This window comes from Aquabacterium sp. (assembly GCF_035476535.1).
Classification (GTDB): domain Bacteria; phylum Pseudomonadota; class Gammaproteobacteria; order Burkholderiales; family Burkholderiaceae_C; genus Pseudaquabacterium.
The window spans coordinates 1-17,737 of record NZ_DATILJ010000123.1 but is presented as its reverse complement, the minus strand read 5'-3'; the positions used below and the strand labels follow the sequence as shown (position 1 = coordinate 17,737).

At 68.6% G+C, this 17,737-nt stretch carries 15 protein-coding genes; 5 read left to right on the top strand and 10 right to left on the bottom strand.

All coding sequences use genetic code 11. The features are described 5' to 3' along the window. Positions 1–1,027, top strand: a 1,027-nt coding sequence (gene lysA, locus VLK61_RS12460) for a diaminopimelate decarboxylase (RefSeq protein ID WP_325421597.1), incomplete at its 5' end; no start/stop codon positions are given. 133 nt (positions 1,028–1,160) lie between these two features. Continuing rightward, positions 1,161–3,014, top strand: a complete 1,854-nt coding sequence (locus VLK61_RS12455) for an ABC transporter ATP-binding protein (RefSeq protein WP_325421595.1) — start codon at positions 1,161–1,163, stop codon at positions 3,012–3,014. A 48-nt stretch (positions 3,015–3,062) separates the two neighbouring features. On the opposite strand, the gene VLK61_RS12450 is transcribed toward VLK61_RS12455, so the two are convergent. The 10 genes from VLK61_RS12450 to tal all read right to left on the bottom strand — a co-directional run bounded on the left by VLK61_RS12450 (position 3,063) and on the right by tal (position 14,065). Beyond that, entirely contained in the window at positions 3,063–4,283 is a 1,221-nt protein-coding gene (locus tag VLK61_RS12450; protein ID WP_325421593.1) for an OmpA family protein, read from the bottom strand. Next, positions 4,280–6,094 carry a serine/threonine protein kinase gene (locus VLK61_RS12445; protein WP_325421591.1) on the bottom strand — a complete coding sequence of 605 codons (1,815 nt, stop codon included), beginning with the start codon at positions 6,092–6,094 and terminating at the stop codon, positions 4,280–4,282. The genes VLK61_RS12450 and VLK61_RS12445 overlap by 4 nt, the downstream gene beginning before the upstream one ends. A 96-nt stretch (positions 6,095–6,190) precedes the next feature. Continuing rightward, a complete protein-coding gene (locus tag VLK61_RS12440) occupies positions 6,191–6,772 on the bottom strand; it encodes a TetR/AcrR family transcriptional regulator (RefSeq protein ID WP_325421589.1) in 582 nt (193 codons plus the stop codon). A gap of 215 nt (positions 6,773–6,987) precedes the next feature. Next, the gene (locus VLK61_RS12435; RefSeq protein ID WP_325421587.1) at positions 6,988–7,989 is read right to left on the bottom strand and encodes an ABC transporter substrate-binding protein; all 1,002 of its coding nucleotides are present in this window, start codon (positions 7,987–7,989) and stop codon (positions 6,988–6,990) included. 70 nt (positions 7,990–8,059) lie between these two features. Next, positions 8,060–9,028: an ABC transporter permease gene (locus VLK61_RS12430; RefSeq protein WP_325421585.1), complete on the bottom strand. Its 969-nt coding sequence runs from the start codon at positions 9,026–9,028 to the stop codon at positions 8,060–8,062. After that, complete coding sequence (locus VLK61_RS12425; RefSeq protein WP_325421583.1) at positions 9,025–9,900, bottom strand: ABC transporter permease; 876 nt, start codon at positions 9,898–9,900, stop codon at positions 9,025–9,027. Before VLK61_RS12425 ends, VLK61_RS12430 begins: the two co-directional genes overlap by 4 nt. Then, a complete protein-coding gene (locus VLK61_RS12420) occupies positions 9,890–10,678 on the bottom strand; it encodes an ABC transporter ATP-binding protein (protein WP_325421581.1) in 789 nt (262 codons plus the stop codon). Before VLK61_RS12420 ends, VLK61_RS12425 begins: the two co-directional genes overlap by 11 nt. A 212-nt stretch (positions 10,679–10,890) precedes the next feature. Beyond that, a complete protein-coding gene (locus VLK61_RS12415; RefSeq protein WP_325421579.1) occupies positions 10,891–11,517 on the bottom strand; it encodes an HAD family hydrolase in 627 nt (208 codons plus the stop codon). Then, complete coding sequence (gene pgi / locus VLK61_RS12410; RefSeq protein WP_325421577.1) at positions 11,514–13,115, bottom strand: glucose-6-phosphate isomerase; 1,602 nt, start codon at positions 13,113–13,115, stop codon at positions 11,514–11,516. The genes VLK61_RS12415 and pgi overlap by 4 nt, the downstream gene beginning before the upstream one ends. Further along, positions 13,112–14,065, bottom strand: a complete 954-nt coding sequence (tal, locus tag VLK61_RS12405; protein WP_325421575.1) for a transaldolase — start codon at positions 14,063–14,065, stop codon at positions 13,112–13,114. Before tal ends, pgi begins: the two co-directional genes overlap by 4 nt. 127 nt (positions 14,066–14,192) lie before the next feature. Here tal and VLK61_RS12400 point away from each other — a divergent pair, with 127 nt between their 5' ends. The 3 genes from VLK61_RS12400 to VLK61_RS12390 form a co-directional block, all read left to right on the top strand. Then, positions 14,193–15,362 carry a hypothetical protein gene (locus VLK61_RS12400; RefSeq protein WP_325421573.1) on the top strand — a complete coding sequence of 390 codons (1,170 nt, stop codon included), beginning with the start codon at positions 14,193–14,195 and terminating at the stop codon, positions 15,360–15,362. A gap of 63 nt (positions 15,363–15,425) precedes the next feature. Further along, positions 15,426–16,871, top strand: coding sequence for a glucose-6-phosphate dehydrogenase (zwf, locus tag VLK61_RS12395; protein WP_325421571.1), 1,446 nt, complete (start codon positions 15,426–15,428; stop codon positions 16,869–16,871). Between the two features lie 12 nt (positions 16,872–16,883). Further along, a partial coding sequence (locus VLK61_RS12390) for a MurR/RpiR family transcriptional regulator (protein ID WP_325421599.1) occupies positions 16,884–17,737 on the top strand: 854 nt, incomplete at its 3' end.

Below are 17,737 nucleotides of genomic sequence, written 5' to 3'. Positions count from 1 at the left end.
GGCCGGCTTCAGCGCGCGCAACGAGGGCGCCTCGGGCATCGTCTTCACCGCCGACGTGATCGACCGGGCCACCTTGGCCAAGGTCGTCGCCGAGAGCATCCCCGTCAACGCCGGTTCGGTCGACATGCTGCACCAGCTGGGCCAAGCCACCCTTGGAAAGCACGCGGGCCACCGTGTCTGGCTGCGCATCAACCCCGGCTTCGGCCATGGCCACAGCAACAAGACCAACACCGGCGGCGAGCACAGCAAGCACGGCATCTGGCACGCCGACCTGCCCGCCGCGCTGGCGGCGGTGCGCCAGCATGGGCTGAAGCTGGTCGGCCTGCACATGCACATCGGCTCCGGCGTCGATTACCACCACCTGCAACAGGTCTGCGATGCGATGGTGCAGCTGGTCGCGCGGGTGGACCTGCCGATCGAGGCCATCTCGGCCGGCGGTGGCCTGTCGATCCCGTACCGCGAAGGCGAGCCACGCATCGACACCGCGCATTACCACGCGCTGTGGCATGCCGCACGCCAGCGCATCGCCCAGGCGCGCGGCCATGCCATCCGCCTGGAGATCGAGCCCGGCCGCTATCTGGTCGCCGAATCCGGCGTGCTGCTGGCCGAAGTGCGCGCCACCAAGACCATGGGCTCGCGCTTCTTCGCGCTGGCCGATGCCGGCTTCAACGATCTGGCGCGGCCGGCGATGTACGGCAGCCACCATGAGATCAGCGTGCTGCCGCATGACGACACGCCGCGCGAAACCCTTGCCACGGTGGTCGCCGGCCCGCTGTGCGAATCGGGCGATGTGTTCACGCAGGGCGAAGGCGGCGTGGTGCTGTCGCGCGAGTTGCCGCGTGCGCAGGTCGGCGACCTGCTGGTGTTCCACGACGCCGGTGCGTATGGCGCATCGATGTCCAGCAACTACAACAGCCGGCCGCTGACGGCCGAGGTGCTGGTCGATGGCGACCGGACTCGGCTGATCCGCCGGCGGCAGACTGTCGGCGAGCTGCTTGCGTTGGAGTCCGGCCCAGCGGACGATTGACGCCGCCGGCTCACACGGTGGCACAGCGGGGGGCGCCCTCCATCGTTCAGGGGATGCGGCCCGCACACGGTGGCGCGCAAGGTGATGGCGGTCACATCGGTGGCCTGCGCCGCGCACTACCCTCGCCCCCCTCATGTTCAGCCTGTTCGAAAAACTCGTCGATCCCTACCCGGCCGACACACCACCGACGCCGCCCAAGGGTTTCTTCCCCTTTCTGTGGGCCAGCACCTGGGGGCTGCGGCGCTACATCGTCGCGATGATGCTGTTCACCGCGGCCATCGGCGTGTTCGAAGCGCTGCTGTACGCGATGCTCGGCAACATCGTCGACTGGCTGAGCCGTGTCTCGCCGCAGCGGCTGTGGGCCGACGAGCGCACGCGGCTGCTGCTGCTGGCCGGTGTGCTGGTCGGCAGCATGGGGTTGGTGGCGCTGCAGTCGCTGTTCAAGCAGCAGGCGCTGGCCGGCAATTTCCCGATGCGGCTGCGCTGGAACTTCCACCGGCTGATGCTCGGCCAGAGCATGGGCTTCTACCAGGACGAGTTCGCCGGCCGCGTCGCCGCCAAGGTGATGCAGACCGCGCTGGCGGTGCGCGACACCTGGATGATCGTCTGCGACATCCTGGTCTTCATCGTCATCTACTTCGTCACGCTGGTCGCCGTGGTCGGCGGCTTCCACAGCTGGATGCTGATGCCGCTGCTGGGCTGGCTGGGGCTGTACCTGCTGACCTTGCACCACTTCGTGCCCCGGCTCGCACGGGTGGCCCAGGCGCAGGCCGATGCCCGCTCGCTGATGACCGGGCGCATCACCGATGCCTACACCAACATCGCCACGGTCAAGCTGTTCGCGCATGCCCAGCGCGAGGCCGGGCATGCACGCTCGGCGATGCAGGAGTTCCTGGGCACGGTGCAGGTGCAGATGCGCCTGGTCACCGGCTTCGAGATCGTGATCCACGGCCTGAGCATGGCGCTGACGCTGGGCACCGCCGGCATGGCGCTGTGGCTGTGGACGCAGGGCCAGGTGGGCATCGGCGCGGTGGCGGCGGCCACCGCGATGGCGCTGCGCCTGAACGGCATCTCGCACTGGATCATGTGGGAGATGGCAATGCTGTTCGAGCACATCGGCACGGTGCAGGATGGCATCACGACGCTTGCACGGCCGCAACTGGTGGTCGATGCGCCGGATGCCAAGGCGTTGAAGGTCAGCCGTGGCGAGATCCGCTTCGAGAACGTCAATTTCTCGTACGGCGGCGACAGGCCGGTGATCCAGCAGCTGAACCTGCACATCCGGCCCGGCGAGAAGATCGGCCTGGTCGGGCGTTCGGGTGCCGGCAAGAGCACGGTGGTGAACCTGATCCTGCGCTTCCATAACATCGAATCGGGGCGGCTCCTGGTCGACGGGCAGGACATCGCGCACGTCACGCAGGACAGCCTGCGGGCGCAGGTCGGCATGGTGACGCAGGACACCTCGCTGCTGCACCGCTCGGTGCGCGACAACATCCTCTACGGCCGGCCCGATGCGACTGACGCGCAGATGCTCGCCGCCGCGCAGCGCGCCGAGGCGCATGACTTCATCGAGGTCCTGTCCGATCCCAACGGGCGCCACGGCTACGACGCGCAGGTCGGCGAACGCGGCGTCAAGCTCTCTGGCGGCCAGCGCCAGCGCATTGCCATTGCACGGGTGATGCTGAAGGACGCGCCGATCCTGCTGCTCGACGAAGCCACCAGCGCACTGGACAGCGAAGTCGAGGCCGCGATCCAGGCCAGCCTGTACCGGCTGATGGAAGGCAAGACCGTGGTGGCCATTGCCCACCGCCTGTCGACCATCGCCGCGATGGACCGGCTGATCGTGATGGACAAGGGCCGCATCGTCGAAGAAGGCGACCACCGCAGCCTGCTGGCGCAGGGCGGCCTGTATGCGCGGCTGTGGGCGCACCAGAGCGGCGGGTTCCTCGGCGAAGAGGCGGACGACGAAGCAGTTGCCGCCGCATGAAACCCGTGCCCTGGGGCGCGGCCGCCGCCGCCCGGCGGCGGGCCAAGGTCAGCAGCCGCCGATCTTGAACTCGACCCGACGATCCAGCGAATCGCTGGCATCGTCGGTGCCGGTGCCGATCAGGTTTTCGCGGAAGCCCACGCCGCTGGCCTTCATGCGGCCGACCAGCATCGGCGATTCACTTTCCAGCTTGCGCTGGATCGATGCAGCGCGCTGGGCCGAGAGTTTGTCGTTGTAGGCCTCCGAGCCGGTGCGGCTGGTGTGGCCGACGACTTCCATGCAGACCTTGGTGTTGGCCGCCTGGCGAGCGATCTGGCGCAACCACACGGCGTAGGGGCCGCTGATCTTGGTGTCGGACCAGAAATCGGTGCTGCCCGGGTTGAAGAGGAACTTCACGCCTAGCGCCTTCGAGGCCAGGCCCAGCGCCACCACCTTGCCGAAGGCGGCTTCGGCTTCACCCACGTTGCCGAGCTTCCAGTTCGTCAGGTAGACGCCGTTGAGCGAGCGCATCTGCTCGCCGGCCGGCGTGGCCAGCGCGTCGCGGTACAGGCCCAGCGCATCCTGGTAGCGCTCGGCGTTGTACAGCGCTGTCGCTTCCTGGATCATCGCGGTGGCCGCCACCCGCTCCAGATAGGCGCTATCGGCCGGCTCGCCGGGCGCCATCTGGCCGGTGCGCAGGTAACCTTCGACGACACGGTCCTTCAGCAGCAGCACCGGGGTGTCGCGGTAGTAGGCCGTGGGCGTGGTGTCGAACTTTTCGTCGCGCGCACGCGACGAGGCCTGCGCCGCGACCTTGCCGGTCTTCAGTTCGGCCAGTGCGAGGTGGATCTGGAACACGTCCCGCGCCGCCTCCAGCCGCGTGATGGTGCCGACCACGATGTACTGCGCACGGCCCAGGCTGGCCTGCGCGAAGGGCAGCACCTCGAGCAGCGGCTGCAGCGCCAGGCGCTCGTTGACCTTCTGATCGAGCAGCCGTGTCAGCGCGGTCTGCTGGCCCGACGCGGCATCGAGCGAGGGGTCCATCATCACCGGCCGCTTGACCGGCTTCTCGAAACGCGAGAGCAGGCTTTCCGGCGGCTTGATCTGGGCCGCCAGGCTGTCGGTGGCCAGCGCGATGGCCTGGTCCAGCGACACCGCTTCGACGCTCTCACGCGCCACCGGCGCCGGTGGCGCGGTCTTGCAACCGCTCACCACGGCCACCAGCAAGACCAGCAGCGAGCCCATCCAGGCGCGTCGTTGCCGCGGCAGACCCCACATCCGCATGCTCATTTTCCGCACTCCTCTTGAAGAATGCGCCGGTCGGACGCCGTCAAGGCCTCGCCGATCGAGACGCGTTGGATGATGTCCGCACAGCGGGCATTCGACGGAATTCTAGGCGAGGTGGTGGGCGTGGCCGACGCTGCGGGCTCCACCCGTTTGGGTAGCCGCGGGACGGCAACCACGGGGGGCCGGGCCACGGGCTTGCTGGCTGCAGCGGTGGGTAGTGGCTTGGCCGGCACGACGGCCGCCGTGCTGGCGGGGCTTTGCGGAAGGCGTGGGGCCGGCGGCAAAGCGGAGGCCGAGGCCGCCGGCGCACCTGGCGCCGGCCGGTCGATCACCGGCCCCGGCGCCGCCGAGGCGGCGACCGGCGGCTTGGGCGTCGGCGCGCTGGCCACTGGCGCCTGCACACTGGCTGCCGGCGCGGATTCGCTGGCCGCTGGCGCCTGCACGCTCGCCGCGCGCGCCGGTGCACTGGCCGCGGGCTCGGTGGCACTCGATGCGGGCACGATCTGCGGCACCGGGGCCGGTTCTGCGGCCGGTACGGCCGCCGGCTCGGTTGCGGGCGGATCGCTCACGACCGCCTCGTCGCGGCTGGTGGCGGTGAATCGCCACAGGCCAATCAACAGCAACAGCAAAGCCACGCTCGCCAGCGCCAGCAGACCCCAGGTCGGCCGGAAGCGCGGCCGGCTCACCGCCGGCATCGGCAGTTTCTCGGGCAGTTTCTCGGGCGGCTTCTCGGGCAGCTGGTTGGCCAGCGGCGCCGGCTGGCTGCGCGTGATCGGCCGTGTCCAGGGCTCGGCATCCGGTGCCACGCGCGAGGGCAGCACGATGCGGCCGGAGTCCTGCGAGACCTCGATGTCGATCAGCCGGCGCAGCTCGCCAATCGTCTGCGGCCGGCCTTCAGGCCGCACCACCAGCATGCGGTCGACGCCGCGCAGCAGCTTGTCGCTGTAGCGGCCGGCGCAGCGCTCGGCCAGCGGCTGGTAGTCGTCGGCCACCAGGCGCGTGACCGAGGCCCGCGGCACCGTGCCGGTGATCGCGAAGTGCAGCACCGCGCCGAGGGCATAGATGTCGGTCCACGGGCCCTGGCCGATGCCGGGCATGTCGCCGTACTGCTCGATCGGTGCATAGCCCGGCTTGAGAATCACCGTGACGGCCTTGGTCATGTCGCCGATCACCCGCCGTGCCGCGCCGAAGTCCAGCAGCAGCGGGCGACCCTCGTCGACCAGCAGCACGTTGTCGGGCGCGATGTCACGGTGGTAGCACGAGGCGTCGTGCATGTACTCCAGCGCGGCCAGCAACGGCTGCAGCAGGTCGCGCAGCCAGCGTTCGTCGGGCGCCTTGTCGCTGCTGGTCAGCGCCTGCTTCAGCGTGATGCCTTCGTAGAACGGCATCACCATGTAGGCGGTACCGTTGGCCTGCCAGAAGCGGTGCACCTTGACCAGCGACGGGTGGTCGAAGCTGGCCAGCAGCTTGGCCTCGTTGATGAAGCTGCGCAGGCCGGCATCGAAGGACTCGGCATGGCGCTCGGACTTCACCTGCACCTGCGTGCCGCGTGCGCGCCAGGCCAGCGAGGCCGGAAAGTATTCCTTGATCGCCAGCCGGCGCTGCAGCGAATGGTCCCAGGCCAGGTAGACGATGCCGAAGCCGCCCTCGCCGAGCACGCCGCTGATCTCGTATTCGTCCAGGCGCAGGCCCACCGCCAGCTTGTTGCCGGCGACGAGGGGCGACGATGCGTCGAGATCGACGTCGGGCTGGATGGACGAGGGCGCGAAAGCGGGCCGTGCGTCGTCGTCGTCGGGTGGCCGAATGGCGTTCATCGGCTCGCGGGGCTGCACATGCCGCAAGTGTCGCGCAGTTTGTTCACCGGCTCGACCCACCGACTGCGTGGGCTGGGCTTCGGCGTCAGTGCAGGCTCACTCCTGCAATCCGCAGCCGCGCAGGATCAGGCTGACCACGTGGTCGGTGGCGCGCCGGTGGTCGCGGGCGCTCAATTCAGTGCGGCCCAGAACGGCGCGCACCTGCACGTCGAAATCGGCATAGGTCTGCGTCGCGGCCCAGATCGTGAAGAACAAGTGCGTGGCATCCACCGGCGCCATGCGGCCCTGCGCGACCCAGCCATCGATCACCGCGGCCTTGCGTCGCACCATCGTGCGCAGCTCGGTGCGCATCAGCTCGCCCAGCACCGCGGCGCCGTGCAGCAGCTCGTTGGCGAACACGCGCGACGCGTCCGGCCGCTCGCGCGACATCTGCATCTTGGCGCGGATGTAGTGTTCCAGTGCCTCGCGCGGATCGGCGCTGGCCACCAGGCCGTCCATCGGCACCAGCCAGTCGTGCAGCGTGCGGGCCAGCACGGCCGAATACAGGTCCTGCTTGTTGCCGAAGTAGTAGTGCAGGTTGGCCTTGGGCAGGCCGGCTTCGTCGGCGATCTCGGCCATCGTCGCGCCATTGAAGCCGGCGCGGGCGAACACCCGCTCCCCCGCGCCCAGGATCAGCAACTCATTGGCCTGGCGGATCTGCCCTTTGGCGCCGTTGTCGGACTCGTCAGTAGCTTCCGTCTCCGCCGCTCGAGGCGGCCGAGACGCCTTCAGGCGTCCGGCCGCCGTTCCAGCGGACGCCGTCGATCCGGCTCTGCCGGTCGACTGGCGTCGCCCCCCTGGGGGGGAGGCGGCCGCAGGCCGCTCCGGGAGGGGGCCAAATCCCTGGGGGGGGCTCACTTCTGCGCGGCTTCCCAGACCACGTGGCTCATTGCCGCCTTGCCCGGATCCTTCTTGATCACCGGCGAGCTGCCACCGGCCAGCAAGACCTTCACGGTGCGCTCATACGCGGCAGGCTCCAGGTAGCCGATCTTCTTGGTGCCGGCAGTGCCGATCAGCGTCGCGATGTTCTTCATCTGACGGATCTGCACCGGCAGCGTCGCGCTGCCCGACGGGTCGGCGGCAACGACGATCTTGGCCGCTTCCTCGGGGTTCTTCACCGCGTCGTTCCAGCCTTTGAAGGTGGCCTTCAGGAATTTCGCCATGCGCGCGACGAAGGCCGGATCCTTCAGCTTGCCCTCCAGCACATACAGGCCGTCTTCCAGCGACGCGACGCCTTCCTTCTCGTAGAAGAAGGTCACCAGGTCGGCCTCCTTGACGCCGGCGTCCACCACCTGCCAGTACTCGTTGTAGATCATCGTCGAGATGCAGGCGGCCTGGTTCTGCAGCAGCGGGTCGACATTGAAGCCCTGCTTGAGCACCTTGACATCGACATCGGGCTTCAGGCCCAGCTTGGCCATCCAATTCAGGAACGGGTATTCATTGCCGCCGAACCACACGCCCAGCGTCTTGCCCTTGAAGTCCTTGGGGCTGGAGACACCACTGGCCTTCTTGCAGGTCAGCATCAGGCCGGACTTGTCGAAGATCTGCGCAATGTTGACCAGCGGCACGCCGGCTTCGCGCGCGGCCAGTGCATCGGGCATCCAGTTGACGATGGCGTCGGCCTGGTTGCCGGCCAGCACCTGCACCGGCGACACATCGGGGCCGCCCGGCTTGATCGTCACATCCAGGCCCTCAGCCTTGTAGTAGCCCTTGGCGGCGGCCACGTAATAGCCGGCGAACTGGGCTTGCGGCACCCACTTCATCTGCACCGTCAGTTTGTCCGCGGCGTGGGCACCAACGCTGCCGGCTGCTGCGGCGGCGACCAGCGCAAGCTGGATCGAGAGTTTCTTCATCATCACGGGCTGCTCCTGTGGGTGGGTTGTGGGGCAAGGCTCGGGTCGGCGCCCGGCGTTGGAAAGAGTTGCATCATGCCGTGGCGCGGATGGACGGGTGCCAGAACGCGATGCGCCGCTCCAGTTGCACCAGCAGCGCATAGGCCACCGAACCGGTGACGGCCGCGACGACGATGGCGCCCCAGACCAGGGCCATGTTCATGCGCGCGGCCTCGGTGCTGATGCGAAATCCCAGGCCTACCGTCGGCGAGCCGAAGAACTCGGCGACGATCGCGCCGATCAATGCCAGCGTGGCATTGACCTTCAGCGCATTGAAGATGAACGGCATCGCGGTGGGCAGGCGCAGGTCCAGCAGCGTGCGGCTGTAGCTGGCGGCATAGGTCTGCATCAACTCGCGTTCGAGCTTGCCCGCGGCCTGCAGCCCGGCCAGCGTCGACACCAGCATCGGGAAGAAGGTCATCAGCACCACGACCGCGGCCTTGCTGGGCCAGTCGAAGCCGAACCACATCACCGCGATCGGCGCCACCGCCACCAGCGGCACGGTGCTGGTCAGCGAGGCCAGCGGCAGCAGCCCGCGCTGCAGGAAGGGCGCGCGGTCGATCGCGATGCCGACACCGAAGCCCAGCGCGCAGCCCAGCAGCCAGCCGACCAGCACCGCCTTCAGCACCGTCTGCACGAAGTCACCGCCCAGCACCTCCCAGCGATCGACCAGCGATTGCAGGATCAGCGCCGGTGCCGGCAGCAATACGCGTGGCACATCGAACAGCGTGACGCCGACCTGCCAGAAGTAAACAACCCACAGCCCGAACAGCGCGGCGGTGACGGTGCCCAGCACGCGGTGACCGTCGAGCGCGGCGACCTGCTGCACGCTGAAGCCGGCCAGCAGCACCGTGAACCACAGGCCGGCGATCAGCCCGGCCGATGCGCCGCCCTCCGGCGCGGACTCGGGCACCAACCCCCACAACATGCCGGCGGCGGCCAGCGCAAGGGCCAGCGCGCCGAACACCCGGGCCGGCACGCCGGCACGGCGGGCGGCCCTCATGCCAGCCTCCGCGAGCGCAGCACCAGCCGTTCGATGCCGGCCACCGCCATCGTCAGCCCCAGCCCCAGCAGCGCCGACATCACCAGCGCCGACCAGATGCCGACAGTATTGCCGTAGTACGAGCCGGTCAGCAGCCTGGCGCCCAGGCCGGCCTGCGCGCCGGTGGGCAGCTCGGCCACCATCGCGCCGACCAGGCCGGCAGCAATCGCCACCCGCAGCGAGGGGAACAGGAAGGGCAGCGCCGATGGCAGGCGCAGCAACCAGAAGGCCTGGTTGCGGCTGGCCGCGTAGGTGTGCATCAGCTCAGTCTCGATGCGCTGCGGTGCCCGCAGGCCCTGCACCATCGCCACCGTCACCGGGAAGAAGCACAGGTACATCGCGATCGTCGCTTTCGGCGCCACGCCGCTGAAGCCCAGGCTGCCCAGGATCACCAGCACGATGGGCGCAATGGCCAGCACCGGCACGGTCTGCGACGCGACGATCCACGGCAGCAGCGCCCGGTCCAGCGTGCGTGAATGCACGATGGCGGCGGCCAGCGCCACACCCAGCAAGGTGCCCAGCACGAAGCCGACCAGCGTGGACTGTGCCGTGACCGCCACGTGGTACAGCAGGTTGCGCGGCGAATCCAGCGGCCAGTCGGCCACGCTGCGCCACAGGTCGATCAGCACCTGGTGGGGCGACGGCAGCACCGGGCGCTGCATGTTCAAGGTGGCGGCGATCAGCTCGGCTGTGCTGTACGGGCCCTTGGGCGCCAGCACGCGCTCGATGGCACCCGCCGAGTTCAGGCCGACCGCGCCGACGTACCACAGCAGCAGCACGACAGCCAGCACCGTGGCCACCGGCATCACGCGTTGGCGCGGATCAGACGTCATCGGCACCGTGGCCGACGGCCAAGCCTTCGCGCACTTCATGCGCCAGCGCCATGAACTCCGGCGTGTCGCGCAGGCCCAGGTGGCGTTCATCCGGCAGCGTCGAGTTGATGACCTTCAGGATGCGGCCCGGCCGCGGCGACATCACGACGATGCGCGTCGACAGGTACACCGCTTCGGCGATCGAGTGCGTGACGAACACGACGGTGCGGCGCTCACGCTGCCACAGCTGCTGCAATTGCTCGTTGAGCCGGTCGCGCGTGATCTCGTCGAGCGCACCGAAGGGCTCGTCCATCATCAGCAACTTGGGCTCGAAACCCAGCGCGCGCGCAATCGACACCCGCTGCTGCATGCCGCCCGACAACTGCCACGGGTACTTGCGCTCGAAGCCGCCGAGGCCCACACGCGCCAGCTGCTCCATCGCCACCGCCTGGCATTGCGCCTTGGCGCGGCCCTGGATCTGCAGCGGCAGCATCACATTGGCCAGCACCGTGCGCCACGGGAACAGCGCCGGCGACTGGAACACATAGCCGTAGGCGCGCGCCAGCCGGGCCTCGCGCGGGCTCATGCCGTTGACGCGCACCTCGCCGCCGGTGATCGGCTCCAGGTCGGCGATCACGCGCAGCAAGGTGGTCTTGCCGCAGCCCGACGGGCCGATCAGCGAGATGAACTCGCCCGGCGCGATGTCCAGGTCCACCTCTTGCAGGGCATGCACCGGCGCATCGGCAGATGGGTAGACCACGCTGGCGCGGCGCACGGCCACCGTCAACTCGGCGGGCATGGCAGATCCGGCAGCGGCACGGGGCAGGCCTGGCAGCCTTTCTGGAGCGTTCATCGACAAGGAGTGGGAGGCGCCTGACGCGCCGGACCTGACCAAATGGTCAGTTTATTGTCACCCACGAAGCCAGATTTGTGCCATGCACTGCACGGCGATTCGGCTCGGGATCTACCCCAGGATCTACACCATGCGGGTGCAGCATGCACCGCCAACGGTCACCCGGCGTCAGGCCACCAACCGGCGGCACGCAAATCGCGCTCGGCCTGCGCGGCGTTGCTGAACTGCAGCGCCTGCCAGCCGGCGGCACGGGCGGCGGCGACGTTCGGCGGGTGGTCGTCCAGGAACACCAACTCATCCGGCCGGGCGCCGAAATGCGTCGCGGCATGCTCGAAGATCGCCGGATCGGGCTTCACCAGCTGCACCCGACCGGAATACACGCCGCTGGTGAAGCGGCCGAGGAAGGCGTGGCTGCGGTCCAGGTGGTCCGCATACGGGATCGGCATGTTCGACAGGTAGTGCAGCGGCGTGCCGGCCGCATGCAGCCGTTCGAGCAGGTTCACGCTGGCCGCGATGGGCTGCAATTCGTCGGCCACCGCGTCGATCACCGCCATCACGTCGGCGGCTTGCAGGCCGGTGCGGCGCGCAATCTGCTCGGACAAGGCCGGCGGCTCGACGACCCCGCGGTCGAACTCGCCCCAGTCGCCGCCATAGCCCTGGAAGATCTGCTGCACCCAGTGCGCGGCCTGCTCATCGTCAGCAGCATGCCGCGGCAACGCGCGCTTGAGCAAGTCGGCCGGCCGCCACTGGAACAGCACGCCGCCGAAATCGAAGACGACTCTCATGCGCTGCCCAATCGCTTCAGCAGGCCGGCGGTCGAGCCGTCGAGGCCTGTCGTGTCGCCGCTGGCCAGGCGCGGCAGCAGATCGCTGCACAAGGCCTTGCCGAGTTCGACGCCCCATTGGTCGAAGCTGTTGAGGCCCCAGATCGCCCCGCTGGTGAACACGCGGTGTTCGTACAGCGCGATCAAGGCGCCCAGCGCACGCGGGGTCAGCTGGTCCAGCAACAGCGTGGTGCTGGGCCGGTTGCCGGGAAAACTGCGGTGGCGGGCCAGGGTCAGCGGGTCCAGCGTGGCCGACGCCGTAGGCGCCTTCTCGCCCCGCGCGACCTCGGCGGTCTTCCCCAGCATCAGCGCCTGGCTCTGGGCCAGGCAGTTGGCCAGGGCCTTGGTGTGCAGATCCTGATGGGTGTGCGTCGGGCGCTTGACCGCGATGAACTCCACCGGAATCACGTCCGTGCCCTGGTGCAGCATCTGGAAATAGGCATGCTGGCCATTGGTGCCCGGCTCGCCCCACACCACCGGGCTGCTGCCATGGGGCAAGGGCTGGCCGGCCAGGTCGACGCACTTGCCGTTGGATTCCATCTCCAGCTGCTGCAGGTAGGCCGGCAGGCGCTTCAGGCCCTGGTGGTAGGGCGCCACCGAGCGGCTCGTGAAGTGGTGGAAGTTGCGGTACCAGACATCGAGCAGGCCCAGCTGCGCGGGCAGATTGCTTTCCAATGGCGCATCGGCGAAGTGCCGGTCCATCGCATGCGCACCGGCCAGCAACGCGCGGAAGTGCTCGGCCCCGACGGCGATGGCTATCGGCAGCCCGATCGCGCTCCACAGCGAGTAGCGGCCGCCGACCCAGTCCCAGAAGCCGAAGGTGGTGTGGATGCCGAACTCGGCCGCGGCCTTCAGGTTGGTCGTCGCGCCGACGAAGTGGCGTGCGATGTCCGTGCCACCCTGGGCCAGGAACCATTGCCGCGCGACAGCCGCGTTGGCCATCGTCTCCTGCGTCGTGAAGGTCTTGCTGGCGATGATGAACAGCGTCTTGCGCGCATCCAGGTGCCGCAGCACCGGTGTGATGTCGTGGCCATCGACATTGCTGACGAAGTGGCTGCGGATCGCCGGATGCTGCCAGGCGTCGAGCGCCGGCACCACCATCTGCGGGCCCAAGTCGGAGCCGCCGATGCCGATGTTGACGACGTCGGTGATGCTGCTCGCCGCCGTGTCACGCACCTGTTCGGAGAAGGCCAGCATGCGATCCAGCACCTCATGCACGTCGTCGCTGAACAGGCCCAGGCCCTTCGGGGCGCGCAAGGCGGTGTGCAGCACCGCGCGGCCTTCGGTGCTGTTGATCGGCTCGCCGGCGAACATCGCGTCGCGCCGCGCTTCCAGTCCGCATTCCCGCGCAAGCTCGATCAGCAGCCTGCGGGTGACCAGGTCCCAGCGGTTCTTCGACAAGTCGGCGAAGACCTCGGGCGCCTGCAGCGCAAAAGCCTCGAAGCGCCCAGCGTCGCGCGCGAAGGCCTCGCGCAGGTCGAAGTCCCGGCCATGGGCTTCGTAGTGGCCGCGCAGAGCGCTCCAGGCGACGGTCGTGTCGCAACGGGTGAAGGCGCTCATGACTGCAGCGTCCGGATCATCGCGTCGAGCTTGACCGCATCAGCGGCAAAGGCGCGAATGCCCTCGGCCAGCTTCTCGGTGGCCATCGCATCGTCGTTCAGCGCGTAGCGGAAGCCGGCTTCGTCGTAGCTCACGGGCTGCAAGTCGGCATCCTGCGGCGAAGGGGCGCCGAGCCGGCGCTGCACGGGCTCGGTGCTGGCCTGCAAAGTACTCAGCAGCTCGGGGCTGATGGTCAGCAGGTCGCAGCCGGCCAGCGCGATGATCTGGCCGACGTTGCGGAAGCTCGCGCCCATCACCTCGGTGCGGATGCCGAAGCGCTTGTAATGCCGGTGGATGCGCTCGACCGAGCGCACGCCAGGGTCGTTTGGCCCGGCTTGGAGCCCTTCGTCCCAGGCCGCGCCGGCGTTCTTCTTGTGCCAGTCGTAGATGCGGCCGACAAAGGGCGAGATCAGCTGCACACCGGCCTCGCCGCAGGCCACCGCCTGGCAGAACGCAAACAACAGCGTCAGGTTGCAATGAATGCCCTCCTGTTCCAGGTGGCGCGCCGCCGCAATGCCTTCCCAGGTGGCCGCCACCTTGATCAGCACGCGCTCACGCGGCACGCCGGCGGCTTCGTACAGGCCGATCAGCCGGTGGGCGCGGGCGATGGTGGCGGGCGCGTCGAAGGACAAGCGGGCGTCCACCTCGGTCGACACCCGGCCGGGCACCACCTGCAGGATCTCCAGCCCGAAGCGCACCAGCACTTCGTCGACGATGGCCTCCAGCGGCTTGCGGCGGTGGGCCGAGACGGTGTCGGCCAGCAAGGGCGCGTAGTCGGGTTGCTGCACTGCCTTCAGGATCAGCGACGGGTTGGTGGTCGCGTCGCGCGGCGCGAACTGCGCCAGCTGCTTGAAGTTGCCGGTGTCGGCCACCACGGTGGTGAAGGCCTTGAGTTGGTCGAGCTGGTTCATCGCGGGTGGTGCTGAAAGCGGCAGAACCCGAATTAGACCGCGATCGGCGGCAACGCGGTTTCGGGTTGGTTACGAAGCCGGGCGCGGCAGTGCATGCGCCGCGCCTGTGTGCATCCACAATCCGCGCATGCAAGCTTTCAGCGCCTGCGGCGCGTTCGTCAAGCGGGTTCTGGCAGGCTTGCTGTGGCTGGCCACCGGCTCCGCGCTGGCGGCCACGCTGGTGGTCGGACCGCCAGGCCAGGGTCCCAGCTTCGCGCAGGCGGTGAAACAGGCCCGCGATGGCGACACGATCGAGGTGCTGCCGGGTGACTACCGCGGCGACGTCACGGCCATCGACCAGCGCAAGCTGAGCATCCGCGGCCGCGGCCAGCGGCCGGTGTTCCTGGCCGACGGACGACATGCCGAGGGCAAAGCCATCTGGATCATCCGCGACGGCGACATCACGATCGAGAACATCGAGTTCCGCGGCGCCCGCGTGCCCGATCGCAACGGCGCCGGCCTGCGCTTCGAGAAGGGCCGGCTGACCGTGCGCCACTGCGCCTTCTTCGACAACGAGAACGGCATCCTCACCGCGAACTTCGCCGATGCCGAACTGCGCGTCGAAGACAGCGTGTTCGGCCAGGCTCCCCGCAACCGCGATGCGCTGCACCACCTGCTCTACGTGGGCCGCATCGGCCGTCTCAGCGTCACTGGCAGCCGATTTCACGACGGCTACTTTGCGCACCTGATCAAGTCGCGGGCCCGTGAGTCGTTCATCGCGTACAACCTGCTGGCCGATGGTCCGAACGGCCATGCGGCCTACGAAGTCGATCTGCCCAACGGCGGCGAGGCGAAGCTCATCGGCAACGTCATCTGGCAGAGCGCCAACACCAGCAACCTGGTCGGCATCTCCTATGGCGCGGAGGGTCAGCCCTGGCCGACCAACGCGCTGTACCTGGCCCACAACACGCTGATCAGCGACGCCACGGGCGCGCGCTTCGTGCGTGTCTGGGACGACAAGCTGCCAGCGGGGACGCCGGTGCATGCCGTCAACAACCTGAGCGTCGGCATCGGCGTGCTGAGCCTGGGCACAGCGGGACACTTCGACGGCAACTATCCGGCGCTGGCCGGCATGCTGGTGGACATCGAAGGCCTGGCCTTCGCACTGGCGCCCGGCTCGCTGCTGCGCGGCCGCGGCGTGAACCCTCGGCTGGCCGGCGGGCCCGACCTGTCGCCCCACGCGGAGTTCAAGCTACCGGTGGGCACGCAGCCGCTGGCGGCGCCGGCGCAATGGACCCCGGGTGCCTTCCAGCGTTGACCGGAGAAAGAAACTCGGGCATCATGAAAGCTGTAACCCGGTTACAGCTTCGGCTCCTTTCCCATGGCGTTTGATCTCGTTTTCTTCGGCGGCACCGGCGACCTCACCTGGCGCAAGCTGATGCCAGCCTTGTTCCAGGCCTTCCGCCACGGCAAGCTGCCGCCCGGCGGCCGCATCCTCGCGGTGGCGCGCGACGAGCGCAGCGACGGGGACTACCGCAACTTCATCAAGGAGCGCTTCGTCGAGGTGGAAAGTGCCAAGCGGCCGAGCGACGAAGAGTTCGCGCGCTTCGCCGACCTGCTGCACTACCGCCGCATGGACCTCTCCCAGCCCGAGCACTACGCCGGCCTGAAGCAATGGATCGACGAACGCGGTGCCGATACCGTGGTGCTGTACCTGGCCACCGCGCCCTACCTGTTCCCGGTGATCTGCGAGCAGCTCGGCGCCGCCGGCCTGAACGGCCCGAACGTGCGCGTGGTGCTGGAAAAACCGCTGGGCCACGACCTGGCCAGCGCGCAGCAGATCAACCGCGTCGTGCGTTCGGTGTTCAGCGAGGCCCAGGCCTTCCGCATCGACCACTACCTCGGCAAGCCCTCGGTGCAGAACCTGATGGCGCTGCGCTTCGGCAATGCGCTGTTCGAACCGCTGTGGCGCCGCGAAAGCATCGCCAACATCCAGATCACGCTGGCTGAAGGCCTGGGCGTCGGCACGCGCGGCGACTTCTACGATCAGACCGGCGCGCTGCGCGACATGATCCAGAACCATGCGCTGCAGCTGCTGACGATGATCGCGATGGAGCCGCCGTCGACCAACGACGCCGACGCCATCCGCGACGAGAAGCTGAAGGTGCTGAAGTCCTTGCGACCGTTCACGCCGGAGAGCGTGGCGCGGGACGTCGTGCGCGGACAGTACCGCGCCGGCACCATCGCCGGCAAGGCGGTGTCGGCCTACCTGGACGAGCAGAAGGTGCCGGCCGGCAGCCAGACCGAAACCTTCGTCGCACTGCGCACGGAGGTGCAGAACTGGCGCTGGGCCGGCGTGCCCTTCTACCTGCGCACCGGCAAGCGCCTGGCCTTGCACCATGCACAGATCGTCGTGAACTTCCGCGAGGTGCCGCACCCGATCTTCCCTGGCTCCGCGCGCGCCAACAAGCTGGTGATCAACCTGCAGCCGGAGGACGGCCTGGAGCTGCATTTGCTGGCAGCCAAAGGCAGCGGCCAGGGCGAGATGCTGGCCCCGGTGTCGCTGGACCTGGACTTCGACAAGGCCTTTCCGAGCGAACGCGTGGGTGCCTACGAACGGCTGTTGATGGACGCCATTGCCGGGCGGCTGAACCTGTTCGTGCGCAGCGATGAACAGGAACAGGCCTGGCGCTGGGTGGAGCCCATCCTCGACATCTGGGCCGCCGATCCGAACGGACCGCGGCCGTATGCCGCCGGCACCTGGGGTCCGCCAGCGTCCAGCGCGATGGTGGCGCGCGACGGCTGCACCTGGGACGAGGAACAGTAGGCGCCGATGTCGATGCTGGAACGCGTGCGTGCTTCGCTGCCGGCCCTGCCCCCGGCCGAGCAGCGCGTGGCCAAGCTGCTGCTGGCCGACCCACGCAGCTTTGCCGGACTGCCGGTGAGCGAACTGGCCGATCGCGCGCATGTCAGCAAGCCGACGGTGGTGCGCTTCTGTCGCAGCGTCGGCTACGACGGGCTCACCGACTTCAAGCTGAAGCTGGCCGGCACCGTCAACGAAGGTGTGCCCTTCATCCACCGCGCGGTCGATGAAGACGACAAGCCGGGCGACCTGATCGTCAAGGTCATCGACAACGCCGTGGCCGCGTTCCTGAAATACCGCAATGCGGCGGCCGGCCATGCGGTCGAGCGCGCGATCGACGCGTTGGCCGCCGCTGGCCGCGGCAAGCACCGCATCGAGTTCTACGGCGTCGGCAATTCCGGCATCGTGGCGATGGATGCGCAGCACAAGTTCTTCCGGCTCGGCATCAACACCTTCGCCTGCAGCGACGGCCATGTGCAGCTGATGAGCGCGACGATGCTGGGCTCGGGCGATTGCGCCGTGGCGATCAGCAACTCCGGCCGCACCCGCGACCTGCTCGATGCCGTGGACGTGGCGCGCCGCAAGGGTGCGACGGTGATCGTGATCACGGCCAGCGCGTCACCGTTGGCGCAGTACGCGCAGTCCAACAACCAGATCCTGCTGGCTGCCGACCACCCCGAGGACTTTGATCGCTACAGCCCGATGGTCTCGCGCCTGCTGCACCTGACGATCATCGACATCCTGACCACCGGCGTGGCGCTGCGCCTGGGGCCGGGCCTGCGGCCGATGCTGCAGGAGATCAAGCGCAACCTGCGCGCCAAGCGCTACCT